Annotated in this window: 35 protein-coding genes and 1 tRNA gene; 19 read left to right on the top strand and 17 right to left on the bottom strand. The window is 56.3% G+C overall.

Features of this window, described 5'->3' with window-relative positions; translation table 11 throughout:
• Nucleotides 1–13: 13 nt before the first annotated feature.
• On the bottom strand, nucleotides 14–637 hold the full coding sequence (locus ACP7C6_RS07140) for a putative metallopeptidase (RefSeq protein WP_426108606.1): 624 nt from the start codon (nucleotides 635–637) through the stop codon (nucleotides 14–16).
• A 522-nt stretch (nucleotides 638–1,159) separates the two neighbouring features.
• Here ACP7C6_RS07140 and ACP7C6_RS07145 point away from each other — a divergent pair.
• Entirely contained in the window at nucleotides 1,160–1,411 is a 252-nt protein-coding gene (locus ACP7C6_RS07145; RefSeq protein ID WP_426108607.1) for a YceK/YidQ family lipoprotein, read from the top strand.
• 38 nt (nucleotides 1,412–1,449) lie between these two features.
• On the opposite strand, the gene ACP7C6_RS07150 is transcribed toward ACP7C6_RS07145, so the two are convergent.
• The 13 genes from ACP7C6_RS07150 to ACP7C6_RS07210 form a co-directional block, all read right to left on the bottom strand.
• Entirely contained in the window at nucleotides 1,450–1,632 is a 183-nt protein-coding gene (locus ACP7C6_RS07150; RefSeq protein WP_426108608.1) for a hypothetical protein, read from the bottom strand.
• Nucleotides 1,592–1,978, bottom strand: a complete 387-nt coding sequence (locus ACP7C6_RS07155; RefSeq protein WP_426108515.1) for a hypothetical protein — start codon at nucleotides 1,976–1,978, stop codon at nucleotides 1,592–1,594. Before ACP7C6_RS07155 ends, ACP7C6_RS07150 begins: the two co-directional genes overlap by 41 nt.
• Entirely contained in the window at nucleotides 1,975–2,298 is a 324-nt protein-coding gene (locus ACP7C6_RS07160; protein WP_038861473.1) for a phage holin, lambda family, read from the bottom strand. Before ACP7C6_RS07160 ends, ACP7C6_RS07155 begins: the two co-directional genes overlap by 4 nt.
• 195 nt (nucleotides 2,299–2,493) lie before the next feature.
• Nucleotides 2,494–2,826: a hypothetical protein gene (locus ACP7C6_RS07165; protein WP_058423763.1), complete on the bottom strand. Its 333-nt coding sequence runs from the start codon at nucleotides 2,824–2,826 to the stop codon at nucleotides 2,494–2,496.
• A gap of 10 nt (nucleotides 2,827–2,836) precedes the next feature.
• Nucleotides 2,837–3,022, bottom strand: coding sequence for a zinc finger domain-containing protein (locus ACP7C6_RS07170; RefSeq protein ID WP_081044268.1), 186 nt, complete (start codon nucleotides 3,020–3,022; stop codon nucleotides 2,837–2,839).
• A 79-nt stretch (nucleotides 3,023–3,101) separates the two neighbouring features.
• Nucleotides 3,102–3,614, bottom strand: coding sequence for an acyloxyacyl hydrolase (locus tag ACP7C6_RS07175; RefSeq protein WP_032880685.1), 513 nt, complete (start codon nucleotides 3,612–3,614; stop codon nucleotides 3,102–3,104).
• 257 nt (nucleotides 3,615–3,871) lie between these two features.
• Nucleotides 3,872–4,417, bottom strand: coding sequence for a hypothetical protein (locus ACP7C6_RS07180; protein WP_426108516.1), 546 nt, complete (start codon nucleotides 4,415–4,417; stop codon nucleotides 3,872–3,874).
• Entirely contained in the window at nucleotides 4,414–4,989 is a 576-nt protein-coding gene (locus tag ACP7C6_RS07185) for a recombination protein NinG (RefSeq protein ID WP_426108517.1), read from the bottom strand. The genes ACP7C6_RS07180 and ACP7C6_RS07185 overlap by 4 nt, the downstream gene beginning before the upstream one ends.
• On the bottom strand, nucleotides 4,986–5,456 hold the full coding sequence (locus tag ACP7C6_RS07190; protein WP_426108518.1) for a hypothetical protein: 471 nt from the start codon (nucleotides 5,454–5,456) through the stop codon (nucleotides 4,986–4,988). The genes ACP7C6_RS07185 and ACP7C6_RS07190 overlap by 4 nt, the downstream gene beginning before the upstream one ends.
• Nucleotides 5,456–6,265: an ATP-binding protein gene (locus ACP7C6_RS07195; RefSeq protein ID WP_426108519.1), complete on the bottom strand. Its 810-nt coding sequence runs from the start codon at nucleotides 6,263–6,265 to the stop codon at nucleotides 5,456–5,458. Before ACP7C6_RS07195 ends, ACP7C6_RS07190 begins: the two co-directional genes overlap by 1 nt.
• Nucleotides 6,255–7,100, bottom strand: a complete 846-nt coding sequence (locus ACP7C6_RS07200) for a replication protein (protein WP_426108520.1) — start codon at nucleotides 7,098–7,100, stop codon at nucleotides 6,255–6,257. The genes ACP7C6_RS07195 and ACP7C6_RS07200 overlap by 11 nt, the downstream gene beginning before the upstream one ends.
• 65 nt (nucleotides 7,101–7,165) lie before the next feature.
• Nucleotides 7,166–7,780, bottom strand: coding sequence for a hypothetical protein (locus tag ACP7C6_RS07205; RefSeq protein WP_426108521.1), 615 nt, complete (start codon nucleotides 7,778–7,780; stop codon nucleotides 7,166–7,168).
• Between the two features lie 54 nt (nucleotides 7,781–7,834).
• Nucleotides 7,835–8,050: a YdaS family helix-turn-helix protein gene (locus tag ACP7C6_RS07210; RefSeq protein WP_003218319.1), complete on the bottom strand. Its 216-nt coding sequence runs from the start codon at nucleotides 8,048–8,050 to the stop codon at nucleotides 7,835–7,837.
• A gap of 87 nt (nucleotides 8,051–8,137) precedes the next feature.
• Here ACP7C6_RS07210 and ACP7C6_RS07215 point away from each other — a divergent pair, with 87 nt between their 5' ends.
• From ACP7C6_RS07215 to ACP7C6_RS07270, 12 genes are all read left to right on the top strand, one after another.
• Nucleotides 8,138–8,806, top strand: coding sequence for a LexA family protein (locus ACP7C6_RS07215; protein ID WP_426108522.1), 669 nt, complete (start codon nucleotides 8,138–8,140; stop codon nucleotides 8,804–8,806).
• An 82-nt stretch (nucleotides 8,807–8,888) separates the two neighbouring features.
• A complete protein-coding gene (locus ACP7C6_RS07220) occupies nucleotides 8,889–9,632 on the top strand; it encodes a HipA family kinase (protein ID WP_426108523.1) in 744 nt (247 codons plus the stop codon).
• Nucleotides 9,629–10,465: a DUF3037 domain-containing protein gene (locus ACP7C6_RS07225; RefSeq protein ID WP_426108524.1), complete on the top strand. Its 837-nt coding sequence runs from the start codon at nucleotides 9,629–9,631 to the stop codon at nucleotides 10,463–10,465. The genes ACP7C6_RS07220 and ACP7C6_RS07225 overlap by 4 nt, the downstream gene beginning before the upstream one ends.
• Before the next feature lie 88 nt (nucleotides 10,466–10,553).
• Entirely contained in the window at nucleotides 10,554–10,898 is a 345-nt protein-coding gene (locus ACP7C6_RS07230) for a hypothetical protein (RefSeq protein ID WP_275622268.1), read from the top strand.
• Between the two features lie 149 nt (nucleotides 10,899–11,047).
• On the top strand, nucleotides 11,048–11,374 hold the full coding sequence (locus tag ACP7C6_RS07235; protein ID WP_426108525.1) for a DUF2388 domain-containing protein: 327 nt from the start codon (nucleotides 11,048–11,050) through the stop codon (nucleotides 11,372–11,374).
• Nucleotides 11,375–11,455: 81 nt separating this feature from the next.
• On the top strand, nucleotides 11,456–11,929 hold the full coding sequence (locus ACP7C6_RS07240) for a hypothetical protein (protein ID WP_426108526.1): 474 nt from the start codon (nucleotides 11,456–11,458) through the stop codon (nucleotides 11,927–11,929).
• Nucleotides 11,930–12,163: 234 nt separating this feature from the next.
• Entirely contained in the window at nucleotides 12,164–12,574 is a 411-nt protein-coding gene (locus tag ACP7C6_RS07245; protein WP_426108527.1) for a VOC family protein, read from the top strand.
• A gap of 169 nt (nucleotides 12,575–12,743) precedes the next feature.
• On the top strand, nucleotides 12,744–12,995 hold the full coding sequence (locus ACP7C6_RS07250; protein WP_323986439.1) for a DUF1654 domain-containing protein: 252 nt from the start codon (nucleotides 12,744–12,746) through the stop codon (nucleotides 12,993–12,995).
• Nucleotides 12,996–13,700: 705 nt separating this feature from the next.
• Complete coding sequence (locus ACP7C6_RS07255) at nucleotides 13,701–13,874, top strand: hypothetical protein (RefSeq protein WP_426108528.1); 174 nt, start codon at nucleotides 13,701–13,703, stop codon at nucleotides 13,872–13,874.
• Nucleotides 13,875–14,428: 554 nt separating this feature from the next.
• A complete protein-coding gene (locus tag ACP7C6_RS07260; RefSeq protein ID WP_426108529.1) occupies nucleotides 14,429–14,866 on the top strand; it encodes a hypothetical protein in 438 nt (145 codons plus the stop codon).
• Nucleotides 14,863–15,078, top strand: a complete 216-nt coding sequence (locus tag ACP7C6_RS07265; RefSeq protein ID WP_177049250.1) for a hypothetical protein — start codon at nucleotides 14,863–14,865, stop codon at nucleotides 15,076–15,078. The genes ACP7C6_RS07260 and ACP7C6_RS07265 overlap by 4 nt, the downstream gene beginning before the upstream one ends.
• Before the next feature lie 356 nt (nucleotides 15,079–15,434).
• On the top strand, nucleotides 15,435–15,626 hold the full coding sequence (locus ACP7C6_RS07270; RefSeq protein WP_044287521.1) for a hypothetical protein: 192 nt from the start codon (nucleotides 15,435–15,437) through the stop codon (nucleotides 15,624–15,626).
• Here the strand turns inward: ACP7C6_RS07270 and ykgO are convergent, their stop codons facing one another.
• Nucleotides 15,627–15,782: a type B 50S ribosomal protein L36 gene (ykgO, locus tag ACP7C6_RS07275; protein WP_017255737.1), complete on the bottom strand. Its 156-nt coding sequence runs from the start codon at nucleotides 15,780–15,782 to the stop codon at nucleotides 15,627–15,629.
• A 123-nt stretch (nucleotides 15,783–15,905) separates the two neighbouring features.
• Between ykgO and ACP7C6_RS07280 the strand changes: the two genes are divergently transcribed.
• The 4 genes from ACP7C6_RS07280 (at nucleotide 15,906) to ACP7C6_RS07295 (ending at nucleotide 18,155) form a co-directional block, all read left to right on the top strand.
• Entirely contained in the window at nucleotides 15,906–16,631 is a 726-nt protein-coding gene (locus ACP7C6_RS07280; RefSeq protein ID WP_426108530.1) for a hypothetical protein, read from the top strand.
• Entirely contained in the window at nucleotides 16,628–17,191 is a 564-nt protein-coding gene (locus tag ACP7C6_RS07285; protein ID WP_426108531.1) for a siphovirus Gp157 family protein, read from the top strand. Before ACP7C6_RS07280 ends, ACP7C6_RS07285 begins: the two co-directional genes overlap by 4 nt.
• 7 nt (nucleotides 17,192–17,198) lie before the next feature.
• Nucleotides 17,199–17,711, top strand: coding sequence for a hypothetical protein (locus ACP7C6_RS07290; protein ID WP_426108532.1), 513 nt, complete (start codon nucleotides 17,199–17,201; stop codon nucleotides 17,709–17,711).
• A 72-nt stretch (nucleotides 17,712–17,783) separates the two neighbouring features.
• A complete protein-coding gene (locus tag ACP7C6_RS07295) occupies nucleotides 17,784–18,155 on the top strand; it encodes a hypothetical protein (protein WP_426108533.1) in 372 nt (123 codons plus the stop codon).
• Here the strand turns inward: ACP7C6_RS07295 and ACP7C6_RS07300 are convergent.
• A tRNA-OTHER gene (locus ACP7C6_RS07300) sits at nucleotides 18,116–18,210 on the bottom strand. The two genes, ACP7C6_RS07295 and ACP7C6_RS07300, sit on opposite strands and share 40 nt — an antisense overlap.
• A 299-nt stretch (nucleotides 18,211–18,509) precedes the next feature.
• Here ACP7C6_RS07300 and yejK point away from each other — a divergent pair.
• The gene (gene yejK, locus ACP7C6_RS07305) at nucleotides 18,510–19,517 is read left to right on the top strand and encodes a nucleoid-associated protein YejK (RefSeq protein ID WP_426108534.1); all 1,008 of its coding nucleotides are present in this window, start codon (nucleotides 18,510–18,512) and stop codon (nucleotides 19,515–19,517) included.
• Between the two features lie 19 nt (nucleotides 19,518–19,536).
• Here yejK and ACP7C6_RS07310 read toward each other — a convergent pair whose 3' ends face one another.
• Complete coding sequence (locus tag ACP7C6_RS07310) at nucleotides 19,537–19,743, bottom strand: hypothetical protein (RefSeq protein WP_426108535.1); 207 nt, start codon at nucleotides 19,741–19,743, stop codon at nucleotides 19,537–19,539.
• Nucleotides 19,744–19,825: 82 nt separating this feature from the next.
• Here ACP7C6_RS07310 and ACP7C6_RS07315 point away from each other — a divergent pair, with 82 nt between their 5' ends.
• Nucleotides 19,826–21,967: a DNA cytosine methyltransferase gene (locus tag ACP7C6_RS07315; protein ID WP_426108536.1), complete on the top strand. Its 2,142-nt coding sequence runs from the start codon at nucleotides 19,826–19,828 to the stop codon at nucleotides 21,965–21,967.
• Nucleotides 21,968–22,671: the final 704 nt, after the last annotated feature.

A 22,671-nucleotide genomic window follows, 5' to 3' on the forward strand; every position in this document is an offset into this window, starting at 1 on the left:
TGCCTGTCAAATTTCAGGCCGATCTGAGCAGACAGGTTCCGCAGGCCCTCGCAATGTTCAATTTCCCCACCTCAGCAGGACTGTTTGCAGCATCCACCAACGCTTGAACGTCAGGGCTTGCACCGTAGCGGCGGACCACACCGACGAACTCTTCGACGTCGTGGCTCTGCAGCTTGATCTTCGGTGCACCGTCTTGGGTGAATGCTGGTTGACCGTACTTGTCGGTCGCGTGAGCCAGGTGATACAGCTCGTGTTCGATCAGGGCGCAGAACTCAAGGTCGCTGCACTGGGCGCAGTAGTCAGCGGCCAAGGTGATGATGAAGGCCGGCACATCGCCGAACCAATCGTGCATCTGTTGCTCCATTCGGGCTTTCTGCCAGCCACCCGCGCGGAACGCTACCTGCTCGGCCTGGCCCAGGACTGTCCTTCCCTGCTTCTCGAAGCTAGACGACGCCCACATGACCCGGATGCCTACATCCAGTAGATGGGCATGGTCTGGGTTGTGGATGCTACCGGTGTCGGCGAGGATCTCGGCTTGGAGCCACTCCCAGACCTCGGGAGCAGGAACCAGGCGAATACCGAAGTTCGATAGCTCAGACAGGTCGAGCAAAGACTCCGGAGGCATTGGCCTGCCCATACTCACCTCTACTTAAACCAGCCAGTGGCCTCTGTACCACAGCCCCGGCAGAACACAGCGCCGTTCGCTTGGGTGCCCCGACGCATGATGAAGAAGTCGTCGGAGCCACAGTTGCACTGGTAGCCCTCTTCTCTCTCGCTCGGGCCATACGGCCATTAGAATACTCCACGGTGAGAGCTGCAGGACGGGCATTCGAGATTGCGACATCCAGCGGGCGCTACAGCCACCCACTCATGCTTACAGTTCGAGCAGATGGCCTCGCCGGCAGAATGCGGCGCCTCTTGCGGCTTAAACTCAAGAATCTTTCCGGTCATGCCCTTCTCCGTGTCGCGACACAATTTCCACTCTCGCGAAACGTGTCGCGATTCATCGACTATGACTCCGTGACTTCACCAACTCGGCTACAATCGAAATCCTTTCAAAGGAGTCGACTCAGTGAAATTCAGATGGATTCTGTTGATACTTTCGGCCGCTTCAGCGTCGGGATGTGGAACGATCAATACGACGTTCCGAGATGATGCAGTGGCTAGTAATAAGCTGGCTCGCTGGCATTCCCGTTGTGACTCGGTTCCCCGAATCTACAGCGGTACGGTGTTTGATTACTGCACACTAGACGCGGAACAACGGCGAAGCACTGGCTTCGATGGATACCCTGCTCCCGCACTGATTGTTCTCGACATGGGACTCTCAGCTGTTGCAGACACAGTCTTACTGCCTTATTCCATTTATCTTCAGAACAAGCATGGCGATATCAAGAAGGCTCGGTTCGAGTAGCACGCGAACTGACTACTTCCATGTGAAGGATGCGCGATCTACTTGCTCTGACTACGTTTGATCTGCGCGTCCACCTGGTCTGCGCAGGTGTCGAGCAGGTTGATGGCTTGGTTCTTCAATTCCCACAGCTGGCCGTTGTCGGCGAGGTCTTCGTCAGCCACCCGCTTGCATGGCACCAGCTCAGGGGGCTCGACTCTTACCGCCGCTGTCTTTGTTACCAGTGGCGGCTTTCCCGCGCAGGCCGTCAGGCAGAGGCTGAGCAGCCCAATCACGAACAGGCTTGCTGTTGCGTTTGAGTTCTTCAAAGTTCTTATCCGCCTTTCTGGCTTTGGCTTGGCTGGCCTGTAACCGCTTGTTCAGGTCTTTCTGGTAATCGGCGTTGCGCTGTGCTTCGGCGCGCAGGGTGGTGATCGTAGCCTGGCTTTCGACGTTCGCGTCGACCGCCTTTTTCTTTTCGCTGGCTTCGAATGCCACCTCCCCGCGAAGGGCGACGACGCGCGACTGCTGGATCCCAATGAGGAGCAGGCCTACCAGGGCGATGATGATTGCTGCAGCGAAGGCCTTCATGCGGCATCCGCCTTGCGGCCCAGGAAACGGGTCACCAATTCACGTATGGCGGTGACGCCGAGGAACCCAATAGTCCCTCCGGCGGCAATCGATAAGCTTGAAGGCCAGGCCATCCACTCAATAACGCTGGACGCGACGAGACTCAGCGATCCGCAAATCAGCGCCTCAAAAATGATCCGGCGCACGCTGGTTTCTTTTCCGTCGTAGATGACGCGAAGCAAGCAAACGGTGATGGCCATGATGACGCCCGCCATTAGCGGATTGCTCAACGCCAGCCAGAGCTTGGCCCATGTGTCTGGCTTGTCAGGCATGTTTGGCATCCGGGTTGCCTCCCCCTTGGGGAGATTGATAAATCCGGCTCACACAGCACTCCCAGCTCGGAGCGATGGGTGTGGAGGAGCCGAAAACGGAAAGGCCCCGCACGATGGCGAGGCCTTGAATAGTTGCGCGGCCTATGCCGCGCGGTATTGCCTAAAAGCCCAGTACGAGATCAGGGCTATGTCCTTCAGCGCGGCCTATGCAACGGTACCGTCTGCGTTCAGGGTGTCCCACGACAGTTTGGTTGGCAGAACGTAGTTCTGAATGTTGTAGATATAGACACCAAGCCCAGCCGGTACGGCCAAATCGTTGTAGGCGAGGACGTTTGGGGCAACTTCCTGCAGAACACTATCGTCCCGATCTTTGACGGTAGGAACCTTTGGCCCAAAAGCCATGGTGCCGGCACCGTAGAAAGATCGAAGGATGACGCCATTCACATTATCTGCTGGAGAGATCAGCACCGTGATGGGATTAGTCATCCCGTTGATGGTCTGGTTTTTGAATTTTTTACCAAGTTCGCGTACAGGCATTTCTGTTCACCTATTGAGTCGAATGATTTGTTGCGGAGGATTCCGCTTTCATGTCGCTCAAAGGCGATTGCTCGAGGCTCGTGGCCTTCACATGATTCAACGTCCCGCATCGGGAACATTTGATCTGGAGTTCTGTAAACCCACCCGTTCGGGCGAGAAGTCTTTTGCAGTTACCGCATCTGAATTCTTTCAACATCTGCAAATTCCTTTTGCTGAATCGCCCTTTCCATGGGCAATAAAAAACCCAGCGCGATGGCTGGGTTTCTGTGTGCTATTTAGATCGAATGGCTGTAGAAAAGCGCGTAAGACTCAATGCCGTCGTTTGGCTGTTTGATGCCCGCATTTGAATAATGAGTAGCGCGGATTCCGACTCGCTGCGTATCGCCGAATTTCAAGCCTGCGCCGATCCGATCTTCAAAGTTGAAGGAGGATCCAAATTTTTGATCGCCAGCGGTCGTGCCCGAAAACATCGCGACACCGACACCAGCTTCGATGAATGGCTTGATCTCGCCCTGGCCAAACTCGTAAACGAAAACTGGCGAGAAGGAAACAGAATGACGGGCACCTGCTTCTTTGCCCGATTCCCAATACGTGTAACCCAGATCCCAATAACCTGTCAGTTTGCCTGTCGAACTTTGCAACCAGGCCTTATCCCAACCAAAACCCAGCGCCGCTCGGGCAGTCAAGCCACTCTGACTAGTCGCACCGATAGCGCCAGATATTTCAGCAGCCTGCACACTCAGGGTTGTAAAGGAAAGCACGAGTGCAGCGAGTACTATTTTCTTCATTTTATGACCAATTAGTATTGAAAAATCAGGTAATTACGGATTTTGGAGACCCTCAGAGGATGGTCGCTTCCAAAACGTTCAATAATTTTTCAACCAGTCATTTTTCACATACATTTTGGCCGAATGCACCTATACGCATTAATTTGAAAATATTACAGGCAATAAAAAACCCGACGCGATGGCCGGGCTTTCTATTCAATCCTACAAACGCAGGAATGACAGGATGAATATATATTGGCTCACTGGATCATTTGGTGTCAAGCGGCTTGTGTATCGATGAGATCTTCTGTGTCCAGTAGCGTTTGAGCGCAAACTAGAGCCTCGTCCACTTCTCGATTGAGGACTTTGCGAATGTCGCGCCGCCACCGCTCCTGGGTTTTGATCGGATGCGGCTCATCCGACCAGTTGTCCATCTCATACCAGCCGGCCGGCAGCACGTTGGTGGAGCGCTTACCGTCCACTCCAGGAAGCATGGGCAGTGCCCAGGTCACCACGGCGCAGTGCACGAATCGCGATGGTGCCGGTGACCGTACAGATCGGGTCAGCTCAGAAATGGCTGCATGCTTGCGCTCAACATGCGTCGAGTACTTCGCCACCAGGGCCCGCCAGTGCGCCGGGGTCAGCGCCTTGTGCAGCCGTCCGAACACCCAGCAATCCTGCAGAAACATAGCCTCCTTGCCGACGATCTCCCCCTTCTGCTTGGCGCACTGCACCTTCGGCTCAAAGTCGCAGCCACCGGCCGAACTGATGGTCTCGGCCGCAAGAGCTCGAACTACTGCTGAAACAACGTTGCGATAGGTCATGCTGCAGCCCTCTTCAGTTCACGGATTTTGGCTCGGTAGTTGGCCTTGATGGCTTGCAACTGCTCGATGGTGTAGCGCTGGGGATCATGAGGCCCTTCCAGCCAATCCACTTTGTCGGCGCCGATGCGCCTCACCAGCTCCAGCCGGTAATTCACGATGTCGCCCGATTTGTGGTTGTTGCACGGCGCGCACTGGCGCCAGACGTTCAGCGGCTCGAAGCGAAGCTCTGGGTTGCCACCGACAGAGCGGTAGTGCCCGGCGTGCCATTGGCCGTTGTGGTGCCGGCCGCAACTTACGCACGGCAGGCCGATATCCCGCTCGCGAATCCAGGCATTGAAGGCGGTCTGCGCCTCTTTCATGTGCTGGGCGCGCGACTTGATCTTCACCTTCGCCGCGCGCAGCTCCTTGCGGCCAATATCGGCAAGCGACTTACGCGCTTTGGCCTGGTTCACGTCCTTGATGGCCAGGCCGCACTTCGGGCTGCATACAGCCTGGCCCTGGCGCTGCGGCGGGAAGCTGATGCCGCATGCCGGGTTCTTGCACTTCTTCGGTTTGGGTTGCTTGGCGATCATGCAGCCTCCTTGCTGAGTAGATCAGTGAAAACCACACCTTGGCCGGTGAAATAGGCGGCGATGCGGTCGGTGTAATTGATGCCCTGGGCGCGATTGAACAGGCTGGTCACTGGGAAACCGTCGGGGCCGAACAAATGGCACTCGCCCATCATGGCCAGCTTCGTTTCGTAGGGCAGATGGCGCATGGCCCGGTACCACTCGGCCTGAAAGCCAGCGTCCTCGTTCAGCAGGATCTGCACGCCGAAGTGCAGCTTGCAGTAACGGCGGGCATCGGCCGGGTCGCCGATCTGAGTCATTTCTGCGATGCGCTTGTACATCCCAAACCACAGCCGGTTTTGGTCAAGCGTTCGGTCCTTACCCGCGCGCAGGGTCACCACGACAAACTTCTTGTCTTTGTACATGGCGCTGATTTTGGTGATGACCTCGGAGAGCTTGGCCTGGCAGTTGACTGAGATTTTGTCGGACATCAGAAGCCCTCCTTGCCGCGCTGAGATTCCCAATCGAACGGGACCACGATCACCTCACCCTCCCGAAGCCGGTCAATGCATCGGTCACCCATGGCGGTGGGCAACTGGCTGGCCTCGAGGTTGGAAACGATTACCGTGGGGCGCATCTGCTCGTACCGACCGTTGATGATTGCGAACAGGGTGGTCAGCTCGAAGTCGCTGGGCTTCTCCTTGCTGACGCCGATTTCGTCCAGCACCAGCAGCGTGGGGCTGATCAGGCTCGAGAGGATCTGGCTTTCGCTCTGGTCGCTGGTGCGGTCGTAGGTGGCACGGATGGCCTGCAGCACGGAACCTATGGTGCGGTACACAGCCGTGGCGCTGGACCTGGCCATGATCTCGTTGGCGATCGCGACCGACAGATGCGTCTTGCCGGTACCAGGCTTGCCCAGCAGCAACAAGCATCGACCGGCCTCGGCGATCTGCTTGAACTCCGCGGCATATCGGCGGCAGGTATTCAACGCCTTGCGCTGTTCGGCTGTGGTGGCGATGTACCCATCCAGAGTTTTACTGGCGAAACGCTTGGGGATCAGTGCCGCACCGAGCTTGCGCTCCATGGCCATACGCAGCTCCATTGCCTTGTTAGCCAACTCGGCGGCCTCGGTCTTCTCGCGCGCGAGTCGGCTGCACTCAGGGCAGGCGCTCTTCAGCTCCTTGCCCAGCACAGGGAATACCTTTTGCTCGAAAGCACCGTGAATCTCGCAGTCGCCTGGCTGGATGCGTGTTCCTGGCGGTAGCTCAGGAGCGGGTTTCTCAGCGGACTCAGATCGCATAGGAACCGTCCTCACGCTGGATCAGTCCATCGGTGTAGTTGCGCTCTGCAAACCCGGTGTGGCGAGATTGTGGCGCCTGTGGTGGTGCGGACTCAGCCAATCGCTTGATCACCCAGGAGGCCTTGAAACCCTGCCAGCCGGAATTCAGCGCCTCGGTGATTGCGTCGTCGGCGGTGATCCCGGCTTCGGCGCACTTGGCCAGCTCGGAGTTCACTGTTGACCAGACAGTTGCGGTTACGGCAGCGCGCTTGGCCTTTCGCTGGGTGAGCCAGTCGGCCAGCAATTGCTCAGGGATGCTGTGCGGGTTGTCGGCCAGCAACTGCGCCATGCCGAATGGAGCCTTGCGATCAACCTTCGCCGGTTCGGTTTTTGGTTGGGGCGGATTAATCTCTTTCGAAGAAAGAGTTAATAGGGGTTCTTTCTTTGTATAAAGAAGGGAGTCGTCGGTTTTGGTCTGTTTCGCGGCTGAGCCGATTCGGACCACTTGAGCCGAATCAGACGATATGGTCTGTTTCGGCTCTACTACGAAGATCCACTCTTTTGGGTCGCTAACTCCGATGTCGCCGCGCGCACCGCCTTCACGGTACAGCACGCGACGGCGCAGCAGCCCAGAGATAGCCTTCGACACCGTGTCAGGATGGATATGAGTAGCCTTGGCAATATCGACCGCAGGGATGCGATGGGCGCCCGTGCTGAAGTTCAAGGTGGCCTTTGCCACATACAGAACTATCTTCATCTCGCGCGCCGACAAATCGATGGCCATCAAGCCATCCATCATCTGGTTGTCCATTCGGGTGAACCCCCGAGGGTTGTGTATCGGAACAATGTTTGGCATGATTTCTCTCGCTTAAAGCTGTTGAAGAAGCCGACCTCGTACGTCGGCTTTTTTGTGCCTGTGATTCAGGCTATGGATTTCAGTGGCCGGGCCGCCGCGAGCAACTGCTCGGCACGGCGCCCCAGCTCCCCCGCCTTCGCTTCAACCTGGCGGCACTGCTTGGCAAACGCCGGCAAGTGCGGCAGATCCAGTTCGCACATCACCTGGTCGTCGAAAACTTCGCTGCCGGTGTCGATCACATCGCCCAGGGCGCGGATCAGTGCGCCGAAGCTTCTGTTCGCGCATTGGTCGCTGGTCATCTGGCGGGCACCGGTCAAGCCGTGACGGCTCGCCAGTTCGTTCAGGCAGTGATCGCGGTACTCAGGCTCAAGGGCGTTGACCCAAGACTCTTCGAGCCAGGACGGCATTTCCTGATCGCCGTTCAGCCAGCGCTGTACGCGCTTAAGCCAGCGGCCTGTCGCCTTCACGAACTCACTCACGTCGCCGGTCAGTCCGGGCGAATTGAAATCAGGGACGACCTTTTCTTTGGCGCGGTCAGGGATCGACAGGTACAGCTCACGGCTCAGCGCCTGAGCGAAGTCGTCCTGGCTCAAGCTTGTGCGAGCGATCTGGTTTGCAGCGTGGGCGACCAGTACCTGATCACGGGTTTGTACGGTGTGTCTGGAACTGGACGTTTGCATGGGGACTGCTCTCTTCTAATCTGGCTTCAATGGAACGGCGGACAGGGAAGTCGCTTAGGCGGCCATCTCGGCCCATGGAAACGACGGACAAAGGGATTCTTTTTTGAATGCACCTCCGGTCAACGCCTCCGCTCGCTTGGCAACCACTGGAGACATGCCGTGCTTCTCGCGAACCCAACCGGAAACGGTGCTTTGATCAACCTTGAGCTTTTCAGCCGTGACCTCCTGAGTGCCGAAGAAGGCAACGAGGTCCTTATAAATAGTGTTCATGCTGCCCCTCCATACGGGAATACCCATATGGTAGTTTATGGGAATACCGATTTGCAAGGATATGGGAGCACCCGTAATACTCGCCGGATGGAATTCAAAGATCGTTTAAAGGCAGCGCGCCGGCACGCCAAGCTCAACCAGGGCGAATTGGCCGCTAAAGCTGGTATCACGCAGACGTCAATTTCTGACCTTGAGCGTGGAAAATCGAAAGCTACCGCGCACGTCGTAAAGATCGCCGACGCATGCGGGGTGAGCGCTAAATGGCTCTCAGACGAGATTGGGCCAATGTTGGCGCCCGGGTCGACGTCCAGCTCTGGTGAATCGAACGTCTCCCCCGCCGCGCAACCTACCAAATCATTCCGCTACCCGGTAGTGAGTTGGGTTGCAGCCGGCGCCTGGGCGGAAGCAGTGGAGCCCTACCCGGCCGGAATCTCGGACACCTACGAGTTTTCGGAGTACGACTCCAAAGGACCTGCGTTCTGGCTGACGGTCAAAGGTGACTCGATGACAGCGCCTGCCGGCCAGAGCATCACCGAAGGCACGCTGATCCTGGTGGACACTGAGGCTGAAGTTGCACCAGGTAAGCTGGTGGTGGCCAAGCTGCCGGACAGCAACGAAGCCACATTCAAGAAGCTGGTCAGCGACGGCGGACGGCTGTTCCTGAAGCCGCTGAACCCGAGCTACCCCATCGAGGCCGTCGACGAGAACTGCCGGATCGTGGGCGTGGTTGTGCAGGCGCTACAAAAGTTTTATTGAAAGCGGGCCACTGCGGAAGCACGCAGGCAAAGCGGCCAGCAAAACCGGACACGCACTGTGTATCGAACATGGAAGAATAAGAATGCCTGAGAGCATTACAGCGATTGAAATCGTCCGGCAGAGTCATCAGGGATATTCTATAAAGCCTTTCATTGTGCGCGGGGACGATGGTCTTCCATACTTCGTGAAAGGTCTCGATAAGGCCGGTGGATTTGCTCTGATCTCAGAGGCGATTGGCGCTGAGCTTGGCAAGGCGCTAAACCTACCAATACCTCCTTGGCGCTTGATGCACATTCCACAAGACCTCATTGCATTCAGTGCAATCCCTAACGTTGGGGATCTTGGAGGAGGGCTTGCATTTGCCTCTCTCGCAGTAGAAAACGCCACTGACTTCAGTCTCAGCAATATCAATCGAACTCCCGTAGACCTCAGAAGACGAATTCTTCTATTTGATTGGTGGATCCGTAACGAGGATCGGTGCCTTGGGGATCGCGGCGGGAACGTCAACCTCATCCTGAACTCAAACGGAGATCTCGCCGTAATCGATCACAATCTTGCGTTTGACAGAACGTTTGACTGCGATGCATTTATGGAGGGGCACGTTTTTCGAGAGTGTCGGTCATTCTTCAGGGATTTGGTCGTTCGTCAGGACTGCGAGCAAATGCTTGGCGAGGCTATGAAGAACTGGGGTACGATCACGGCCCTTTTGCCAGACGATTGGCTGTATCGAGATCGCGACCACATCGACGAAACAGAGCCCACACTGGCGGAAAGACTGCAAATGCTGGAAGTGTTCAAGGACGAGCGGTTCTGGGGAGCGCTATGAAGTACATATGCAACTATTCAATTCTGAGGTTTTTGCCTTACCCTGAAACAGGCGAATTCGTGAATATTGGAATCGTGCTGATTGCCAATAATGGTGACTTTCGCTTCAAAATTGAGAAAAAAAGACAGCGAATCACAAATTTTTTCCCCAGTCTCGAGGCAAAAATATTCGTCAGGGCTCGCAGGGAAATTGATGTAGAACTAGCACGCCTTAGTGGCTTTCTCACCGTTAATCGTGAAGATATCTCGCTGCTACTCTCAACCTTCAAGCACCTGATCCATCCTCGTGAAACGATGATGAGGTTTAGCGATCCCGGCACGATGGCCACAGATAACGCGGACCAAGCGCTTGCTACTCTATTCGACCATTACGTAAACCACAGCTTTGCAACAAAGGAGTATCAGGAAACGGTATTAGAGCGCCAGCTTGGAAAGCTGCTCGCAGCCTCCAACTTAAAACAGCGCTACAGCGAGCAGAAGTTAGGTAATGCTGATTACCCCGTAAAATTTCCGTTTGTGCTGATGATTGGTACCGAGCCTGTGCAGGCCCTGAAGCCTATCCACCTGGGGCACGATGAGTCTTCTAAAATCATTGAGCATGGCGACGCATGGATTTCGAAAATAAGACGTTTGAGTGCTGCAGGGCAACTCGCAAAAGATACCCTTTTTATTGCGGGACCACCTGAAGAAGGCAAGCCGAAGCTACTTAAGGCGTATCGCGAAATCGCTGAAGAGCTGAAGACCTTTCCGGGTATACGCGTCACCAGCTCGGCGGAGGGAAAGTCAGTAATAATTGACCAAATCAAGCAAGGCATTCCCGATACGCTTCACTGAAAACCTAAGCCCGGCCAAGCGCCGGGCTTATTGTTTCTCCACCTTGAGCTGATAAAATCTGCTCCCCTCTCGAATGGACTCGTTTTTCATGCGCCTATCCTCGATGCCAATGGCCTTATGCGCCATCTTCACCTGCACGTCCTTAACAGCCCAAGCCGACACCAAAAAAGAAAGAGACATCCACTGCGCGGCCTACTACGAAGTGCTTTCAGTAGCTGGTGACCAGCCAGACATAAGCCGCAGTCAGTCCTCAAGAGCCTCCTATGTACTATTGGTGCACGCTGGCTACACCCCGCAGGCCCAGGAAGAAGTTGCGCAAAAAATGGTGGAATTGCACAAAGAAACACCAGGTCCGATGACGCCAGCTAGTACTGCCAAGCTGCGTGAAAAATACGACGCCGAATGCAAAGTCCTTCTGAAGGCCGCCTTGTGAATATCCTGGTGCTTGTGAGAGCCGATACCCTGGCGGTAGCAGCATAAGCGGCCATCATCGAGCCCGGCCCAGCGCCGGGCTTCTTATTTCTGGCTAGTACCCTGCCCTGCTATGGTGGCGCCCTCTGATCGCAATGGAAGCATCGAAGAATGGACTCATGGAAGACCCTGGCGATAGCCCTACTGGCATCGGTCAGCACGCAGGCCGTATCAGGTGATGGCGCCAACCCTATCGCTGCCGCGATATTTCTCACAATTTCCGCGCCAACCATTTTAATTGGGGCGACCACATCCCTCACGACCGAACCGCCGAAGGTTTTCAAGTCAGCCAAGACCGACGCCCTTGCCTACATAGGTTCGGACGGCGAAATTCGCGGCGCCCAGTTTGAGCAAGCGTGCCGGCACTACCGATTGAGCTATAGATCGCCCCTCATGTCCGATATGCAGCTCGCCCAGGCGATCGCGACTTCATACTGATACAGACCTTTAACCTATCCTCAGCGTCGTGATTCTTGCCTCCGGCGCAACCGCCAAATTCATCATCCGGGTCAGCCACCAATGCCTTCCATCGTCTACGCCAACGAGTTCGACATCTGCGTATCAATGCCCGATTTAGTTTCATGGGGAGGGGACGAGCACTCACCCAATGCGGATTTAGAAGCCGCTTTGAGCTCCGCTGGAATCGAGCTAGACATTGCCGAGCTGTACAACCACTACTTCGAAGACACACCTATTGGTGCTGGTGACGTTCATGTCTATTCGTCTGCCGTGAGCGAGAGCCTAATGGTCATAGACCTGTATCGAGACCTGACCGATCAACTTGATTTGGTTACGGTTTCATTGAAAATTGACAAGCCACTTACCCATTTGGTCCTTCCATTGCTCAGACGATTTTTTGATGCCGCTGAGTGCCAGGTACTTTTCAGTCAATCTACACACTCACAGCGATTGCGCTCACTGACAGATGAGAGCAGGTACCCTTTACCGATGGGGGAGAACGGGTACCGACAACAGATAATTTTCCATAAATGATGCGCACGGCTAATGAGCCACTGCCTTTCACACCCCTTTCACAGTCGGGCGCCTATGGTTACCACAGCTCCTAGCGATCATCCCTTTAAGCCCGCCACTCCCCATCGCGGGCTTTTCTTTGCCTGCGATTTGGAGGGCCGACACTCGCCCTCCCCGACTTACCCGACGACCGCTATACACGCCCACCGTCAAAATGACACGATAACGCCTCGCCTTCGTAAGTAGGAATACAGGATGTTCAGTCACGTAACCGTTGGGACAAACGATCTTGATAAGGCCTCGACCTTCTATGATGCAGTGCTAATCCCCCTGGGGCTCTGCCGCAGGCCTGTAACGCCTGATGGCGGACCACCTTCGGCATGCTGGATTAAGCCAGAAAGCCTTCTCCCTCGTTTTTATGTGTACAGCCCCTATGACCGCAATGAAGCCGGAGCAGGGAATGGCAGCATGGTGGCTTTCACCGCACCATCTCAAAATGCGGTAGACAGCGCCTATGCAGCTGGGCTTCTTGCGGGCGGATCTGATGAAGGTGAACCTGGCCAACGCCCCCACTATGGTGACGGTTACTACGGTGCGTACCTACGTGATCCAGATGGCAACAAGGTACATATCGCTCATCGTGGAGACTTGGACTTGGCGGGGTAACCGCCGCTCACCTATTCGCTTGAAGCCCGCCAACGCGGGCTTTTTCATACCTAACGGAATGCACTCACCATAAAATATGCATTTATGCATGAAACTTCTTGCCACCCTCTTGCCAAGATATGTCAGCGCTAATACTGTGTATACATCCAGTATTCGCAAGGAGCGAGGCATGAACCAGGCACCCTACCCCACACCCATACCGAAAAATTGCTACGAGCTTGTTGGCCGCCGCCTGCAAGGCATCATTGCCTCTCCCCGAGTCCAGAGGATTCAGCTGGTCGAGGTTTCCAGGCGCGCCGACGAGAGCCCTGAAGCCTGGCACCAGGTCATTCAAGATATCAGCGACACAGCCGGCATCAGGATCGAGCAACTGGATGGCGACGCCGTCAGGATCGGCTGGCGCGAGTACTGCGATTCTTAAATGAGCCCGCCAGTGAGCGGGTTTTTTATCGCCTCCAATAAAATATATGGGAATACCCATTGACGATAAATATGGGATTGCCTATATTTGCATCCGTCGAGACGCCACAGCGAATCGCCAGCAGCGAAAGCTGCACCGTTCTTTAGCGACACCCCCTTGCCGGATCACCACCGGCCCAGATTCAAAGGCAGCGATGAACCGGCCTAAACGGTTCAGAGGGTTGGCAACTGACCCGGGCGTGCAGCGTAAAGCGCCAAGAACAGTTATCCAGCGGGAGAACAAACCGAAAGGCCCGCGGCTGGAAGAACATTTGATTTAAGCCGGTGACCGACGCCAGTAGCGGGTCACGGCCAGCACCAAAAGATTTGAATTAGCGAGCCCGATAGCTTCGGCTGGGCGCGCCGGACCTCATGCACCCTGCCCCACTCAGCCAGGGCATTCAGAGCTGTAGCGTGCATGTTGTAAGGACCTGTGATCCACGGCGAACAGATGCTGTTTGACGCTGTGAGTAGGAAGCTCGAAGCCCGCAACCATGACGAACTGCAGACCTGCAATCAGCAGCGGGATACGCGGCGCCGCCCTAGCGTAGAGGGAGTCACCGCTGATGCAACAAACCCAGGCCGTCGCCAGTAGCGGGCCTGGGCACCACAGATTCCTGATGCCGCTTCTATGAGGCGGCATTGGAAATCAACGGGAGTAACAGCGATGAATATCGTGATCGGAACAGGCGCTACTTCTTACTGCGTTATGTGCTCCGACGAGGACCAAACAGCCTCGGTGTTGCGAGAGTGCGAAGAAGATGGCCACCAATACCGTTACGCAACTGATGCAGATCGCTCGCTGGAGAAAGTCGATTTTCTTGATTGGAATCCAGCCTGAACAACCAGCGCCACGCCAGCCTGTCGTTAACTGCCCGAAGCCCTGGTACTCCCCAGCACCAGGCTGCATCGGAGTGTGAACTGAGTACCGCCAGCCAGCGCGAGAGCAAAGGCAGACAAACGTCATGCAGTTCACACCCCGATGCGGATGCATCAATCAGCGCTGTAGAAAATTTGAATTAGCCCGTTGTCCCTCCGGTCAAGAATTATGAACGTAGTAAATCTGACGAGGTAACAGCAATGACTATCCAAGCAGAGACACTCGTACAACTGACAGAGGCACTCCGGGAGCGCGGCCTGAAACTAGTTTCTGATGTCCACTTCATCCGTGCCCCGTATCGGCAAAATCACCGCTGGATCTGCTCAGTAGAGTAAAGGTCCATTTTGCTGACGGCCTGGCTCGATCGCCGGCCGTTGGCACCTCCTCGCAGCATCCCCTCTGCATTACCCAGACAACACTCGCATGCACTCCCCTCCGCGCCCAACGGCAGTCAGCGGAGCGAAAGAGTGCAGCCGAATTTTGTTGGATCTATATCCGCCAACCTGGAGGCGAACATGAACGCAGCATTGAAGATATGCCAGGAGGGTTACGACGCTCAGTTGCCTCCAGAGGTCAGCGAGGTGAGCCAGGAGCAGGAGTGGCTGGACCACTCAGCGGAACGAGTGGTGCGCGGGATGGATATCAAGTGGAAGCGCCGACACGGCAAGCCACAGGTGGTGACGTTCGACAGATTCTGCACCTACCTGCAAGGCATCCTGAATCAGCGCCAGATTGATGGTCTGGATGAGCGAGACTCGTTTGCCCGCCTCTTCCTATCGGCGATCCTGGGCAGCCAGGGCGAGGCACGTAATCATGCGTCGGACCTGCTTAGCAATGAGCGCCCAGTCGAGACAGTCGAAGGGTTCGCCATGGACCTGCTAAGGCCTTACGCCGCCGATGCGGTAGCAGCAGAGCGTGAGGAAGCCGAAGACGACGTGGATTACGAGCTATGAGCCCGCACGTCGAAGTTTCGACCGCCCTGCTCGCTTTGGATCATCCCGACTCCACAGTTTTTGCAGAGGCACTGGTTGAAAAACTAATAGTGTGTCACTTCACCAGCGGCACCTTCACAGCGGATGAATTTCACCACTACAGCGCCTGGTTGCTGAAAGCCAGCCGGAAGCGGCTGGCTCAAATGGATAGAACTGCAACGATCCTAAGTTGAACGACCTGCGTTACGATTTTGTTGTTTTTTAACGCCTTTCCCGTTTTTACGCTCGTACAGATGGTGAATTAACCAAGCAACCAGAAGCAGCCCAGCCAGACAAAAAACCAACACCATCAGCTCTAGTGCGGGACCTTCGTGTGAAAACATTTTTCGTTCCTCGTCCTGAAGTATCGCGCCAAACAAACAGGCGCCTCCGAAATTATTCGTAACAATTCGAACATTTTCAGAGTAAACACCAAATTCTGAGGTGACAACCCCTAATGCCCTTGGAACCATTGATCTAGACACGTCACTCGTCGAAAAACCATTCGCGGGCACATCAGAATCAGCGGAGCATATACAAGGAGAAGGCCATGACTACTGCACCAGTCCAATCACTGATCGACGAGCAGCTTGAGGATATCAGCGCTCACAACCTACGCGAGGCGTACAGCTTGGCAGAGCGCCGCGGCTTCTACGGTGCACCAATTGAGCAATACGCTGAACCTGGTTACGGCGGTCGCGTCCTCCAGGTCCTGCGCTATAGGGTTGAGCAGCAGAGTTGATCAACCTTTCCCTTTGTTCTTGTTCTTCGCACTGCCCTGCCGCGCTTTGAATTTGGGATTGGATTTGCAGATCACGTAGATCCGGCCCCGGCGCTTCACGATCTGGCAGTCGCGATGACGGTTTTTAGCTTCTTTGAGTGAGGACAGCACTTTCATAGGTGAGGCTCCTTGCATTGAGTTGATACGTTATTACGTATCATAAATACGAATAAGAACGTTTATCAACTCTTATTTCCCCTACCCCTTTCATCGCTGCGAGCATCGCGGCAAGGAATCCCCATGTCGACGAACATGCAGATCTGGGAAAAGGTCAGCACGACCGATACCCGCTACACCAAAGCTGCCGAGGTTGGCGGCCAGAAGATCACCAGCCTCAACGGTACGGCGATGATCATGAAGGCCACCGAAGTGTTCGGCCCGGTCGGAATTGGGTTTGGTTGGACGGTCATGGAGGAGCGTTTCGACGAAGGCTCAGAAATGTTCAGTGGCGAAGGCGACAAACGCCTTGTGCTAGGTCGTGAGCTCAACCACACCATCAAGATTCGCTTTTGGTTCGAACTGGACGGAAAGCGCGGCGAGATTGAGCAATACGGATGCACTCGCTACCTCTACAAATCGAAGTTCGGTACGACAACCGATGGCGAGGCGCCAAAGAAGTCGCTGACCGATGCAATCAAGAAATCGCTATCGATGCTCGGCTTCAGCGCCGACGTTTTCCTGGGAATGTTTGACGACGCGGAGTACGTCAATCAACTGAAGGACGAAGAGCTGATTGAACACGCCGAAGACCAGGAAGCCGAGAGGGCTCGTCAGCAGCAGGAGCGCTTGGACTACATCAAATCGGTTATCGACACGATGGCCGGCGCCCAGTCTCCCCAAGAGCTGAAAAAGATCCATGACGTTGCGGTACGTAAACTCACTCTGCGCAAGGACACCAAGGGTGCCGAGCGTATCTCGCTGGAATGGAAACGAATCACCGACGCCGATAAGGAGGCTGCTGCATGACCCAGCTTTACACACTCACCGGCAAGCTAGCCGAACTTCAAGCAATGGCTGACACCGACGACGAGGGGCTGAAAGAGGCACTGCAGCACGCCATGGACGAGATCCAGGGCGAGTTCAGTGACAAGGCAGAAAGCGTTGTCATGCTAAGCCGCAATATTCAGGGCGATATCGATGCAATCGAAAAAGAAGTTGACCGGCTGAATGAGCTCAAGCGCGTGAGAACGAACACAGTCGGAAAACTGGATGAGTACCTGCGCAACAACATGGAAGCCGCCGATATCAAGACGATTAAGCGCCCCCTGTTCACTATCACGCTGGCCTTGGCGCCCGAAAAAGTCATCGTCGATAAAGAAGACGATATCCCGGACGACTTCATCGCCACCAAAACCGTGTTCTCTCCAGACAAGCGCGCGATTGCAGCCAGGCTCAAGGAAGTCCGCGACCACAATGCCGAAGTGCGCACGCGCATGGACGCTGGCGAAGACGCAGAACACGAACTCCTACCGGAACCGGCCTGGGCTCATCTGGAGCGCGGCGACAGTTCGATCCGCATCAAGTGAGGTAATCATGATCAGCAACCACCTAAGCCTGGTCGAGGCGCTACGCCCAGCATCGGACGAACTGGCCGCCCAGGTTGACCAGTACCTGGCGGCCGGCGGCAAGATCGATACTCAGTGTCAGCTCGCGCCTCGAACTCCAGGCCCGAAGCAACCACCCACTTTTCACCGGCCGGCAGTCAAGACCGAAACCGAATTGCAGGTATCGAGAATCAAGGAAATGGCGGCAACGATGAGCCGTCGTGATATCTGCGCGAAGGAAGGAATAACCCTCGGCGTCCTTAAGGGAATAGCTGGCCGGTACGGAATCAAGTTTCCCATCCGGCCCATGCAGCCCAGCCCACCAAACCGGATCGACTCAATAAGGGATGCCTTCCTGGTCGTTCGCATCAAAGAATGCATTGCGGAGGGGATCAGTCGGCAGCAGTGCTGTAACACGCTGAAGATCAGCTACAACCTGCTTTACAGGCTGATCGAAGACTACGGAATCGACTATCCAAAGCTGAAGCCTGCATTCAGATGAAGAAACGAGTCCAGCAACGCAAACGTCAAACCTGGCTCGCACTGCCGGCCAGCGGAATAGAAGAGGTAGGCCATGGCCAAGACTGTGCAGGAACGATCGGCCAAGGCTGCGCAGAAGCGCCTGGCGGTCGCCGAGAAGGAATTGCGGCACAAGGTCAGGCCGGGTATCGAGCAGGCCATGGAGCGTATCCGGCTTCGCGGCCAGGTGTCGATCATCAGCGAGGTCTTGCAGATCGTCATCATGAAACTGGACTTGATGACTGACGACGAGCTGATCAAGTTCTTGCGGTATCCGCGCCACGAAATCGTGATTAGCGAAAACGTGGCGCGTGAATTTCACAATCAAAGCTTGAGCGAAATTCGCAAAGACCCAGGCGACGAAATCATCACACCTGAATCAAAAATTGGCGGGAACGCGAGGGAGTTGAACCCCCAGCGGTGCTGACCGGAAACTAGCATTACTCGTTGTACTCTTCGCAATTTGAACTTCGATCGTTCCCAGAACCGCCCCGCCCAATTCAACTGCTGCTGTTGTGACCATCAGTACTACTCCCAGATCGATATTGGTTAAAAATGGGGCTGCAAGTGAAATTACAGCGCCGCCTAACGTCACCAGGTCCGATGCGATTGCCAAACTGCTGAAGAGTCTTTCTTTTACGCTAGCCGTTACTCCGTGCTCGTTAAAAATCGTTCTTCAACGATTTCTGTAATGGCTGCGAGCTTACACGTCAAACACCATATTAATCAATATCATGCCACCACCGGGTACGGAGGGCGGCGCTTACCCGAGGTAAACGAAATGCCTGTACGCCATAGCGTCATCCACAAGATCGATAAGAAGCCCGACGGTAGCCCGGCCGTCCTGTTCCTAGGCGCATCCGAGCAGGTCGAAAGCCAGGCCCGGGACGACCTGATGAGCCAGCTCAACGAAAGCTACAACGCCACCGCCGGCAAGGGCTGGGGGTTCTTCCACCAAGAGTCAGGCGCGTACCCCTTGAGCGGCTGGCTGGGGAAGTACTTGGCCGGCGTCACCGACTTCCTGTCGTTCAGCGTCACGGCCGTAGAGCACCTGACCAAGCTGATGGAAGAGTCAAACCTCACCACTGGTGGGCACGCCCTCTTCTGCCACTATCAGCAAGGCATGACCGATTACCTGGTGATTGCCCTTGTGCAGGAAACCGAAGCGGTGACCATGACCGAAGAACTGGCCCTGATGACGGTGAAGCGCCTGAACCTGGATCACATCCGCCTGGCCGCGCGCATCAACATCAGCGAATGGCAGAACAACCGCCAGTCGAAGCAGTACATCTCGTACCTGAAGGGCAAGCAGGGACGGAAGCTTAACGATTATTTCCGCGACTTCATTGGCTGCCAGGAAGGGATCGACGGGCCGAGCGAAACGCGCACTCTGCTGAAGGCGTTCAGTGACTTTGTTGAAAGCGAGGATCTGCCAGAAGAGTCAGCCCGTGAGAAGACGCACACGCTGGTCAGCTACTCAATGGCCCAGGCCAAACTTGGCGAGCCAATCACCCTCGACGAGCTGTCAGGACTGATCGACGAAGACCAGCCGCGCAGCTTCTACGACTTCATCAAGGCCAAGGACTACGAGCTTTCAGAGACCTTGCCACCGGACAAGAAGACGCTCAACAAATTCCGGCGTTTCACCGGGCGGGCTGAAGGCATGTCGATCAGCTTCGAGGCGCACCTGCTGGGCGACAAGATTAACTTTGACGAGGCCGGCGGCTCCTTGGTTATAAAGGGCCTTCCGACCCAACTCACCGATCAGCTCAGGCGCGCTAGCGCCTGAAACCGACCAAGCATCGATACTAGGGAGTCATCTTGTCGATGATGTCCCTAGCCTCCTTGATGCCTGCGTTGATCGCCTCGTCACGAGTACTCCAGAGGTTGTCACTGTCTTTGTGGCTGGGCAATTCACCGACCTGAAGTTCAGTAGTAAAGCCATTTTCCTCGGCAGATATACGGATGATGAACTTCTGCCCTCTATAGGCATCCCCGAAGCTTGAATGTCTCATTGACCTCTCCTTGATCCGGCTCCATGCCGGTCACCCGTAATACCCCATATCAACGAATCACGCCAGCCGGCGAGGATCCCCTATGTCCGCACAACAGAAGAAACACCCCTTCGATTTCAAAACCCAATACGGACTCGGCTTCAACCCTCAGGACGATGAGATCGTTGTCGACTTCTTCTGTGGTGGCGGCGGCGCCGGCACCGGGCTGGAAATGGGCCTGGGCCGCACGGTAAACGTGGCGAAGAATCACAGCCCGCAAGCGATCAGCATGCACACCGTCAATCACCCAGGCGCCAAGCACTTCACCACCGACGTGTTCGATGGTGACCCGGACACCGAATGCGGCGGCAAGGCCGTGGGCTGGTTCCACATGTCGCCGGACTGCACGCACCACTCCCAGGCCGCGGGCGGCCAGCCGCGCAAGCGCGAGATCCGCAACCTGTCCTGGATCGGCCTAAAGTGGGGAGGCAAGAAACGACCCCGGGTGATCAGCCTGGAGAACGTGAAGCAGATCCTGCAGTGGGGCCGGCTGATCGCCAAGAGGGACAAGGCCACAGGCCGCGTGGTCAAGCTGGACGGCACTATTGCTGCTCCTGGCGAAGTCGTACCGGTGGGCCAGCAATTCCTGATCCCAGATCCGAAACAGCGCGGCCGCACTTGGCGACACTTCGTAGCCTTGTTGGAAGGCATGGGCTATGTCGTTGAGTGGAAGATCATCAAGGCCTGCGACTTCGGCGCGCCGACCAGCCGGGAGCGTCTGTTTATGATTGCCCGGTGCGACGGCCAGCCGATTGTGTGGCCTGAGCCAACCCACGCCAAGAACCCGGCCAAGGGCCAGCAGAAGTGGAAGACGGCCGCTGATTGCATCGACTTCACTGACCTGGGCAAAAGCATTTTTGGCCGCAAGAAGGACCTGGCGCCCGCCACCCTGCGCCGTGTTGCCAAGGGCATGAAGAAGTTCGTCATCGACAGCGCGTCGCCGTTCATTGTGCCGATTGCCAACTGGTCGGGCGAGACAGTGCAGTCTGCCGACGAGCCGCTGCGCACCGTCACCTCTTATCCGAAGGGCGGCGCCTTCTCGGTGGTCAGCCCTGTGATCGCCCCGGCAACGCACCAGGGTAGCGACCGCATCAACGACCCGCTCGCCCCGTTACCGACACTGACCTGCGCAAATCGCGGCGAGCTTACGCTGATCAGCCCGTTGATGGTTGGAGCCGCCGGGCCAGAGTACTCCGGCAAGCCGGTGGGCATGGATCAGCCGGTGGGCACGCTGATGACCCAGAACCACCGCGCGATCGCAGCGGCACACCTTGTGAAGTTCCGCTTCAATGACGCGGGCAAGGCGCTGGACAAACCACTGCCCACCATCACCAGCGGCGGTAACTATCAGCGTCCGGCGGGGGCCGCTCACGCTATGGGGATATCCACGGTGTTCATGGCCCAAATGAATGGCGGCTTCAACACCACCGGCGCAAAGAGCATCGAGGACCCGATGACCACGGTGACCAACACCGGCAGCCAGCAGCAGTTGATGACGGCCACCCTGGTGACGAACACCACCGGCCACGCGCCGTCTGCCCTTGACTGCCCCGTGCCGACGGTAACGACCGGGCAGCATCACGCCCTCACGACGGCACACCTGGTGCACATGCGCGGCAACTGTGATGCACGGGACGCGAACGCCCCCCTGCACACCATCAGTGCCGGCGGCCAGCACCACGGGTTGGTCAGCGCTTTCATGGAACGTGCATTCGGCGGCAGCGTGGGTCAGGGCTTGGACGATCCAGCACCAACCATTACTGCCGGTGCTGGGGGCAAGAGTTCACTGGTATCGCTCACCCTATCGCCAGAGCATGAAGTCGGTGCCCTGCGGGTTGCCGCCTTCCTGATCAGCTACTACGGCACCGAGAACATCAGCGCTTGCGACTCGCCGGTGCCGACGATCACCACCAAAGACCGCCTGGCAATGGTCACCGTGATGGTCAAGGGCACGCCCTACGTGATCGTCGACATCTGCCTGCGGATGCTGAAACCGGCCGAGCTGTACAAGGCCCAGGGCTTCCCAGCCGACTACATCATCAGCCACGGTGCCGACGGCAAACCTTTCACCAAGACTCAGCAGGTGCACATGTGCGGCAACAGCGTCAGCCCGCCGCCGATGGCTGCACTGGCACGCGCCAACGACCCGTGGCGCACTGAGCAACGCCAAGCGCGGGCAGCTTGATGGTCAGCTCGAACCGGGGGGAATACCGTCCTTGTTGAAGTCCTTCAGGCGCTCCCGCTCCTCCTCAGTGGAATGCGCCGGGGTTTCTTGCTCGGGCTCTTTATTCTTTTCTTCAGTCATCGCTACGTCCTCTAGGTTGGAGCTGTTTCGGCACCTGGTGGAATCAGCAGTTCAAATCAATCCACTCCACCGCCCGAACACAGCCCAGCGAGACAAGCAATGTCTAAGGAAGCACACCATTGCCTACCGGATACCGCTTAGACGTACACAAGCCTGGTGACAATATCCGAGTCGATTAATGGAGTGGTGCCAACCTCTTGCTGATCAGCTATCCACCGCCGTGACAGGTATATATCGAACTTCCAGGGATGCAGCTTAAGCAGCTCAATTGCAGATCCGGTAATTCGGCACCGCCCGCACGCTGGGCACGAATACTCCTCAGTGTCCGGCAGCACTATCGGCACAACGTTATATCCGCATATGCAGCAGCCCATGATTACCCTCCCCGGTAATCGCTGAACTTTAACTGCTCTTTGTCTGCCATCCAACACCCGGGCATGGCCCGGCAAGGACTCCCCGTGATCAACTTGTTCTGGCGCATTGTCGCCAAGCTGCTTGTGCGCCCGGCGGTTGCCGCCTGGCTCATCACCCGCGCCCAGCGCACCTCGGACCTTACCTACGGGAGCTTGTGCAGCGGCATCGTA

The sequence above is a fragment of the Pseudomonas sp. TWR1-1-4 genome, assembly GCF_049897165.1.
In the GTDB taxonomy this organism is placed as follows: Bacteria; Pseudomonadota; Gammaproteobacteria; order Pseudomonadales; family Pseudomonadaceae; genus Aquipseudomonas; species Aquipseudomonas canadensis.

What these genes read in the sequence shown, in the direction of transcription:
- ACP7C6_RS07140 (WP_426108606.1), bottom strand. Translation starts at nt 637, where the DNA reads ATGGGCAGGCCAATGCCTCCGGAGTCTTTGCTCGACCTGTCTGAGCTA.
- ACP7C6_RS07155 (WP_426108515.1), bottom strand. Translation starts at nt 1,978, where the DNA reads ATGAAGGCCTTCGCTGCAGCAATCATCATCGCCCTGGTAGGCCTGCTC.
- ACP7C6_RS07160 (WP_038861473.1), bottom strand. Translation starts at nt 2,298, where the DNA reads ATGCCAAACATGCCTGACAAGCCAGACACATGGGCCAAGCTCTGGCTG.
- ACP7C6_RS07165 (WP_058423763.1), bottom strand. Translation starts at nt 2,826, where the DNA reads ATGCCTGTACGCGAACTTGGTAAAAAATTCAAAAACCAGACCATCAAC.
- ACP7C6_RS07170 (WP_081044268.1), bottom strand. Translation starts at nt 3,022, where the DNA reads ATGTTGAAAGAATTCAGATGCGGTAACTGCAAAAGACTTCTCGCCCGA.
- ACP7C6_RS07175 (WP_032880685.1), bottom strand. Translation starts at nt 3,614, where the DNA reads ATGAAGAAAATAGTACTCGCTGCACTCGTGCTTTCCTTTACAACCCTG.
- ACP7C6_RS07180 (WP_426108516.1), bottom strand. Translation starts at nt 4,417, where the DNA reads ATGACCTATCGCAACGTTGTTTCAGCAGTAGTTCGAGCTCTTGCGGCC.
- ACP7C6_RS07185 (WP_426108517.1), bottom strand. Translation starts at nt 4,989, where the DNA reads ATGATCGCCAAGCAACCCAAACCGAAGAAGTGCAAGAACCCGGCATGC.
- ACP7C6_RS07190 (WP_426108518.1), bottom strand. Translation starts at nt 5,456, where the DNA reads ATGTCCGACAAAATCTCAGTCAACTGCCAGGCCAAGCTCTCCGAGGTC.
- ACP7C6_RS07195 (WP_426108519.1), bottom strand. Translation starts at nt 6,265, where the DNA reads ATGCGATCTGAGTCCGCTGAGAAACCCGCTCCTGAGCTACCGCCAGGA.
- ACP7C6_RS07200 (WP_426108520.1), bottom strand. Translation starts at nt 7,100, where the DNA reads ATGCCAAACATTGTTCCGATACACAACCCTCGGGGGTTCACCCGAATG.
- ACP7C6_RS07205 (WP_426108521.1), bottom strand. Translation starts at nt 7,780, where the DNA reads ATGCAAACGTCCAGTTCCAGACACACCGTACAAACCCGTGATCAGGTA.
- ACP7C6_RS07210 (WP_003218319.1), bottom strand. Translation starts at nt 8,050, where the DNA reads ATGAACACTATTTATAAGGACCTCGTTGCCTTCTTCGGCACTCAGGAG.
- ACP7C6_RS07215 (WP_426108522.1), top strand. Translation starts at nt 8,138, where the DNA reads ATGGAATTCAAAGATCGTTTAAAGGCAGCGCGCCGGCACGCCAAGCTC.
- ACP7C6_RS07220 (WP_426108523.1), top strand. Translation starts at nt 8,889, where the DNA reads ATGCCTGAGAGCATTACAGCGATTGAAATCGTCCGGCAGAGTCATCAG.
- ACP7C6_RS07225 (WP_426108524.1), top strand. Translation starts at nt 9,629, where the DNA reads ATGAAGTACATATGCAACTATTCAATTCTGAGGTTTTTGCCTTACCCT.
- ACP7C6_RS07230 (WP_275622268.1), top strand. Translation starts at nt 10,554, where the DNA reads ATGCGCCTATCCTCGATGCCAATGGCCTTATGCGCCATCTTCACCTGC.
- ACP7C6_RS07235 (WP_426108525.1), top strand. Translation starts at nt 11,048, where the DNA reads ATGGACTCATGGAAGACCCTGGCGATAGCCCTACTGGCATCGGTCAGC.
- ACP7C6_RS07240 (WP_426108526.1), top strand. Translation starts at nt 11,456, where the DNA reads ATGCCTTCCATCGTCTACGCCAACGAGTTCGACATCTGCGTATCAATG.
- ACP7C6_RS07245 (WP_426108527.1), top strand. Translation starts at nt 12,164, where the DNA reads ATGTTCAGTCACGTAACCGTTGGGACAAACGATCTTGATAAGGCCTCG.
- ACP7C6_RS07250 (WP_323986439.1), top strand. Translation starts at nt 12,744, where the DNA reads ATGAACCAGGCACCCTACCCCACACCCATACCGAAAAATTGCTACGAG.
- ACP7C6_RS07255 (WP_426108528.1), top strand. Translation starts at nt 13,701, where the DNA reads ATGAATATCGTGATCGGAACAGGCGCTACTTCTTACTGCGTTATGTGC.
- ACP7C6_RS07260 (WP_426108529.1), top strand. Translation starts at nt 14,429, where the DNA reads ATGAACGCAGCATTGAAGATATGCCAGGAGGGTTACGACGCTCAGTTG.
- ACP7C6_RS07265 (WP_177049250.1), top strand. Translation starts at nt 14,863, where the DNA reads ATGAGCCCGCACGTCGAAGTTTCGACCGCCCTGCTCGCTTTGGATCAT.
- ACP7C6_RS07270 (WP_044287521.1), top strand. Translation starts at nt 15,435, where the DNA reads ATGACTACTGCACCAGTCCAATCACTGATCGACGAGCAGCTTGAGGAT.
- ykgO (WP_017255737.1), bottom strand. Translation starts at nt 15,782, where the DNA reads ATGAAAGTGCTGTCCTCACTCAAAGAAGCTAAAAACCGTCATCGCGAC.
- ACP7C6_RS07280 (WP_426108530.1), top strand. Translation starts at nt 15,906, where the DNA reads ATGTCGACGAACATGCAGATCTGGGAAAAGGTCAGCACGACCGATACC.
- ACP7C6_RS07285 (WP_426108531.1), top strand. Translation starts at nt 16,628, where the DNA reads ATGACCCAGCTTTACACACTCACCGGCAAGCTAGCCGAACTTCAAGCA.
- ACP7C6_RS07290 (WP_426108532.1), top strand. Translation starts at nt 17,199, where the DNA reads ATGATCAGCAACCACCTAAGCCTGGTCGAGGCGCTACGCCCAGCATCG.
- ACP7C6_RS07295 (WP_426108533.1), top strand. Translation starts at nt 17,784, where the DNA reads ATGGCCAAGACTGTGCAGGAACGATCGGCCAAGGCTGCGCAGAAGCGC.
- yejK (WP_426108534.1), top strand. Translation starts at nt 18,510, where the DNA reads ATGCCTGTACGCCATAGCGTCATCCACAAGATCGATAAGAAGCCCGAC.
- ACP7C6_RS07310 (WP_426108535.1), bottom strand. Translation starts at nt 19,743, where the DNA reads ATGAGACATTCAAGCTTCGGGGATGCCTATAGAGGGCAGAAGTTCATC.
- ACP7C6_RS07315 (WP_426108536.1), top strand. Translation starts at nt 19,826, where the DNA reads ATGTCCGCACAACAGAAGAAACACCCCTTCGATTTCAAAACCCAATAC.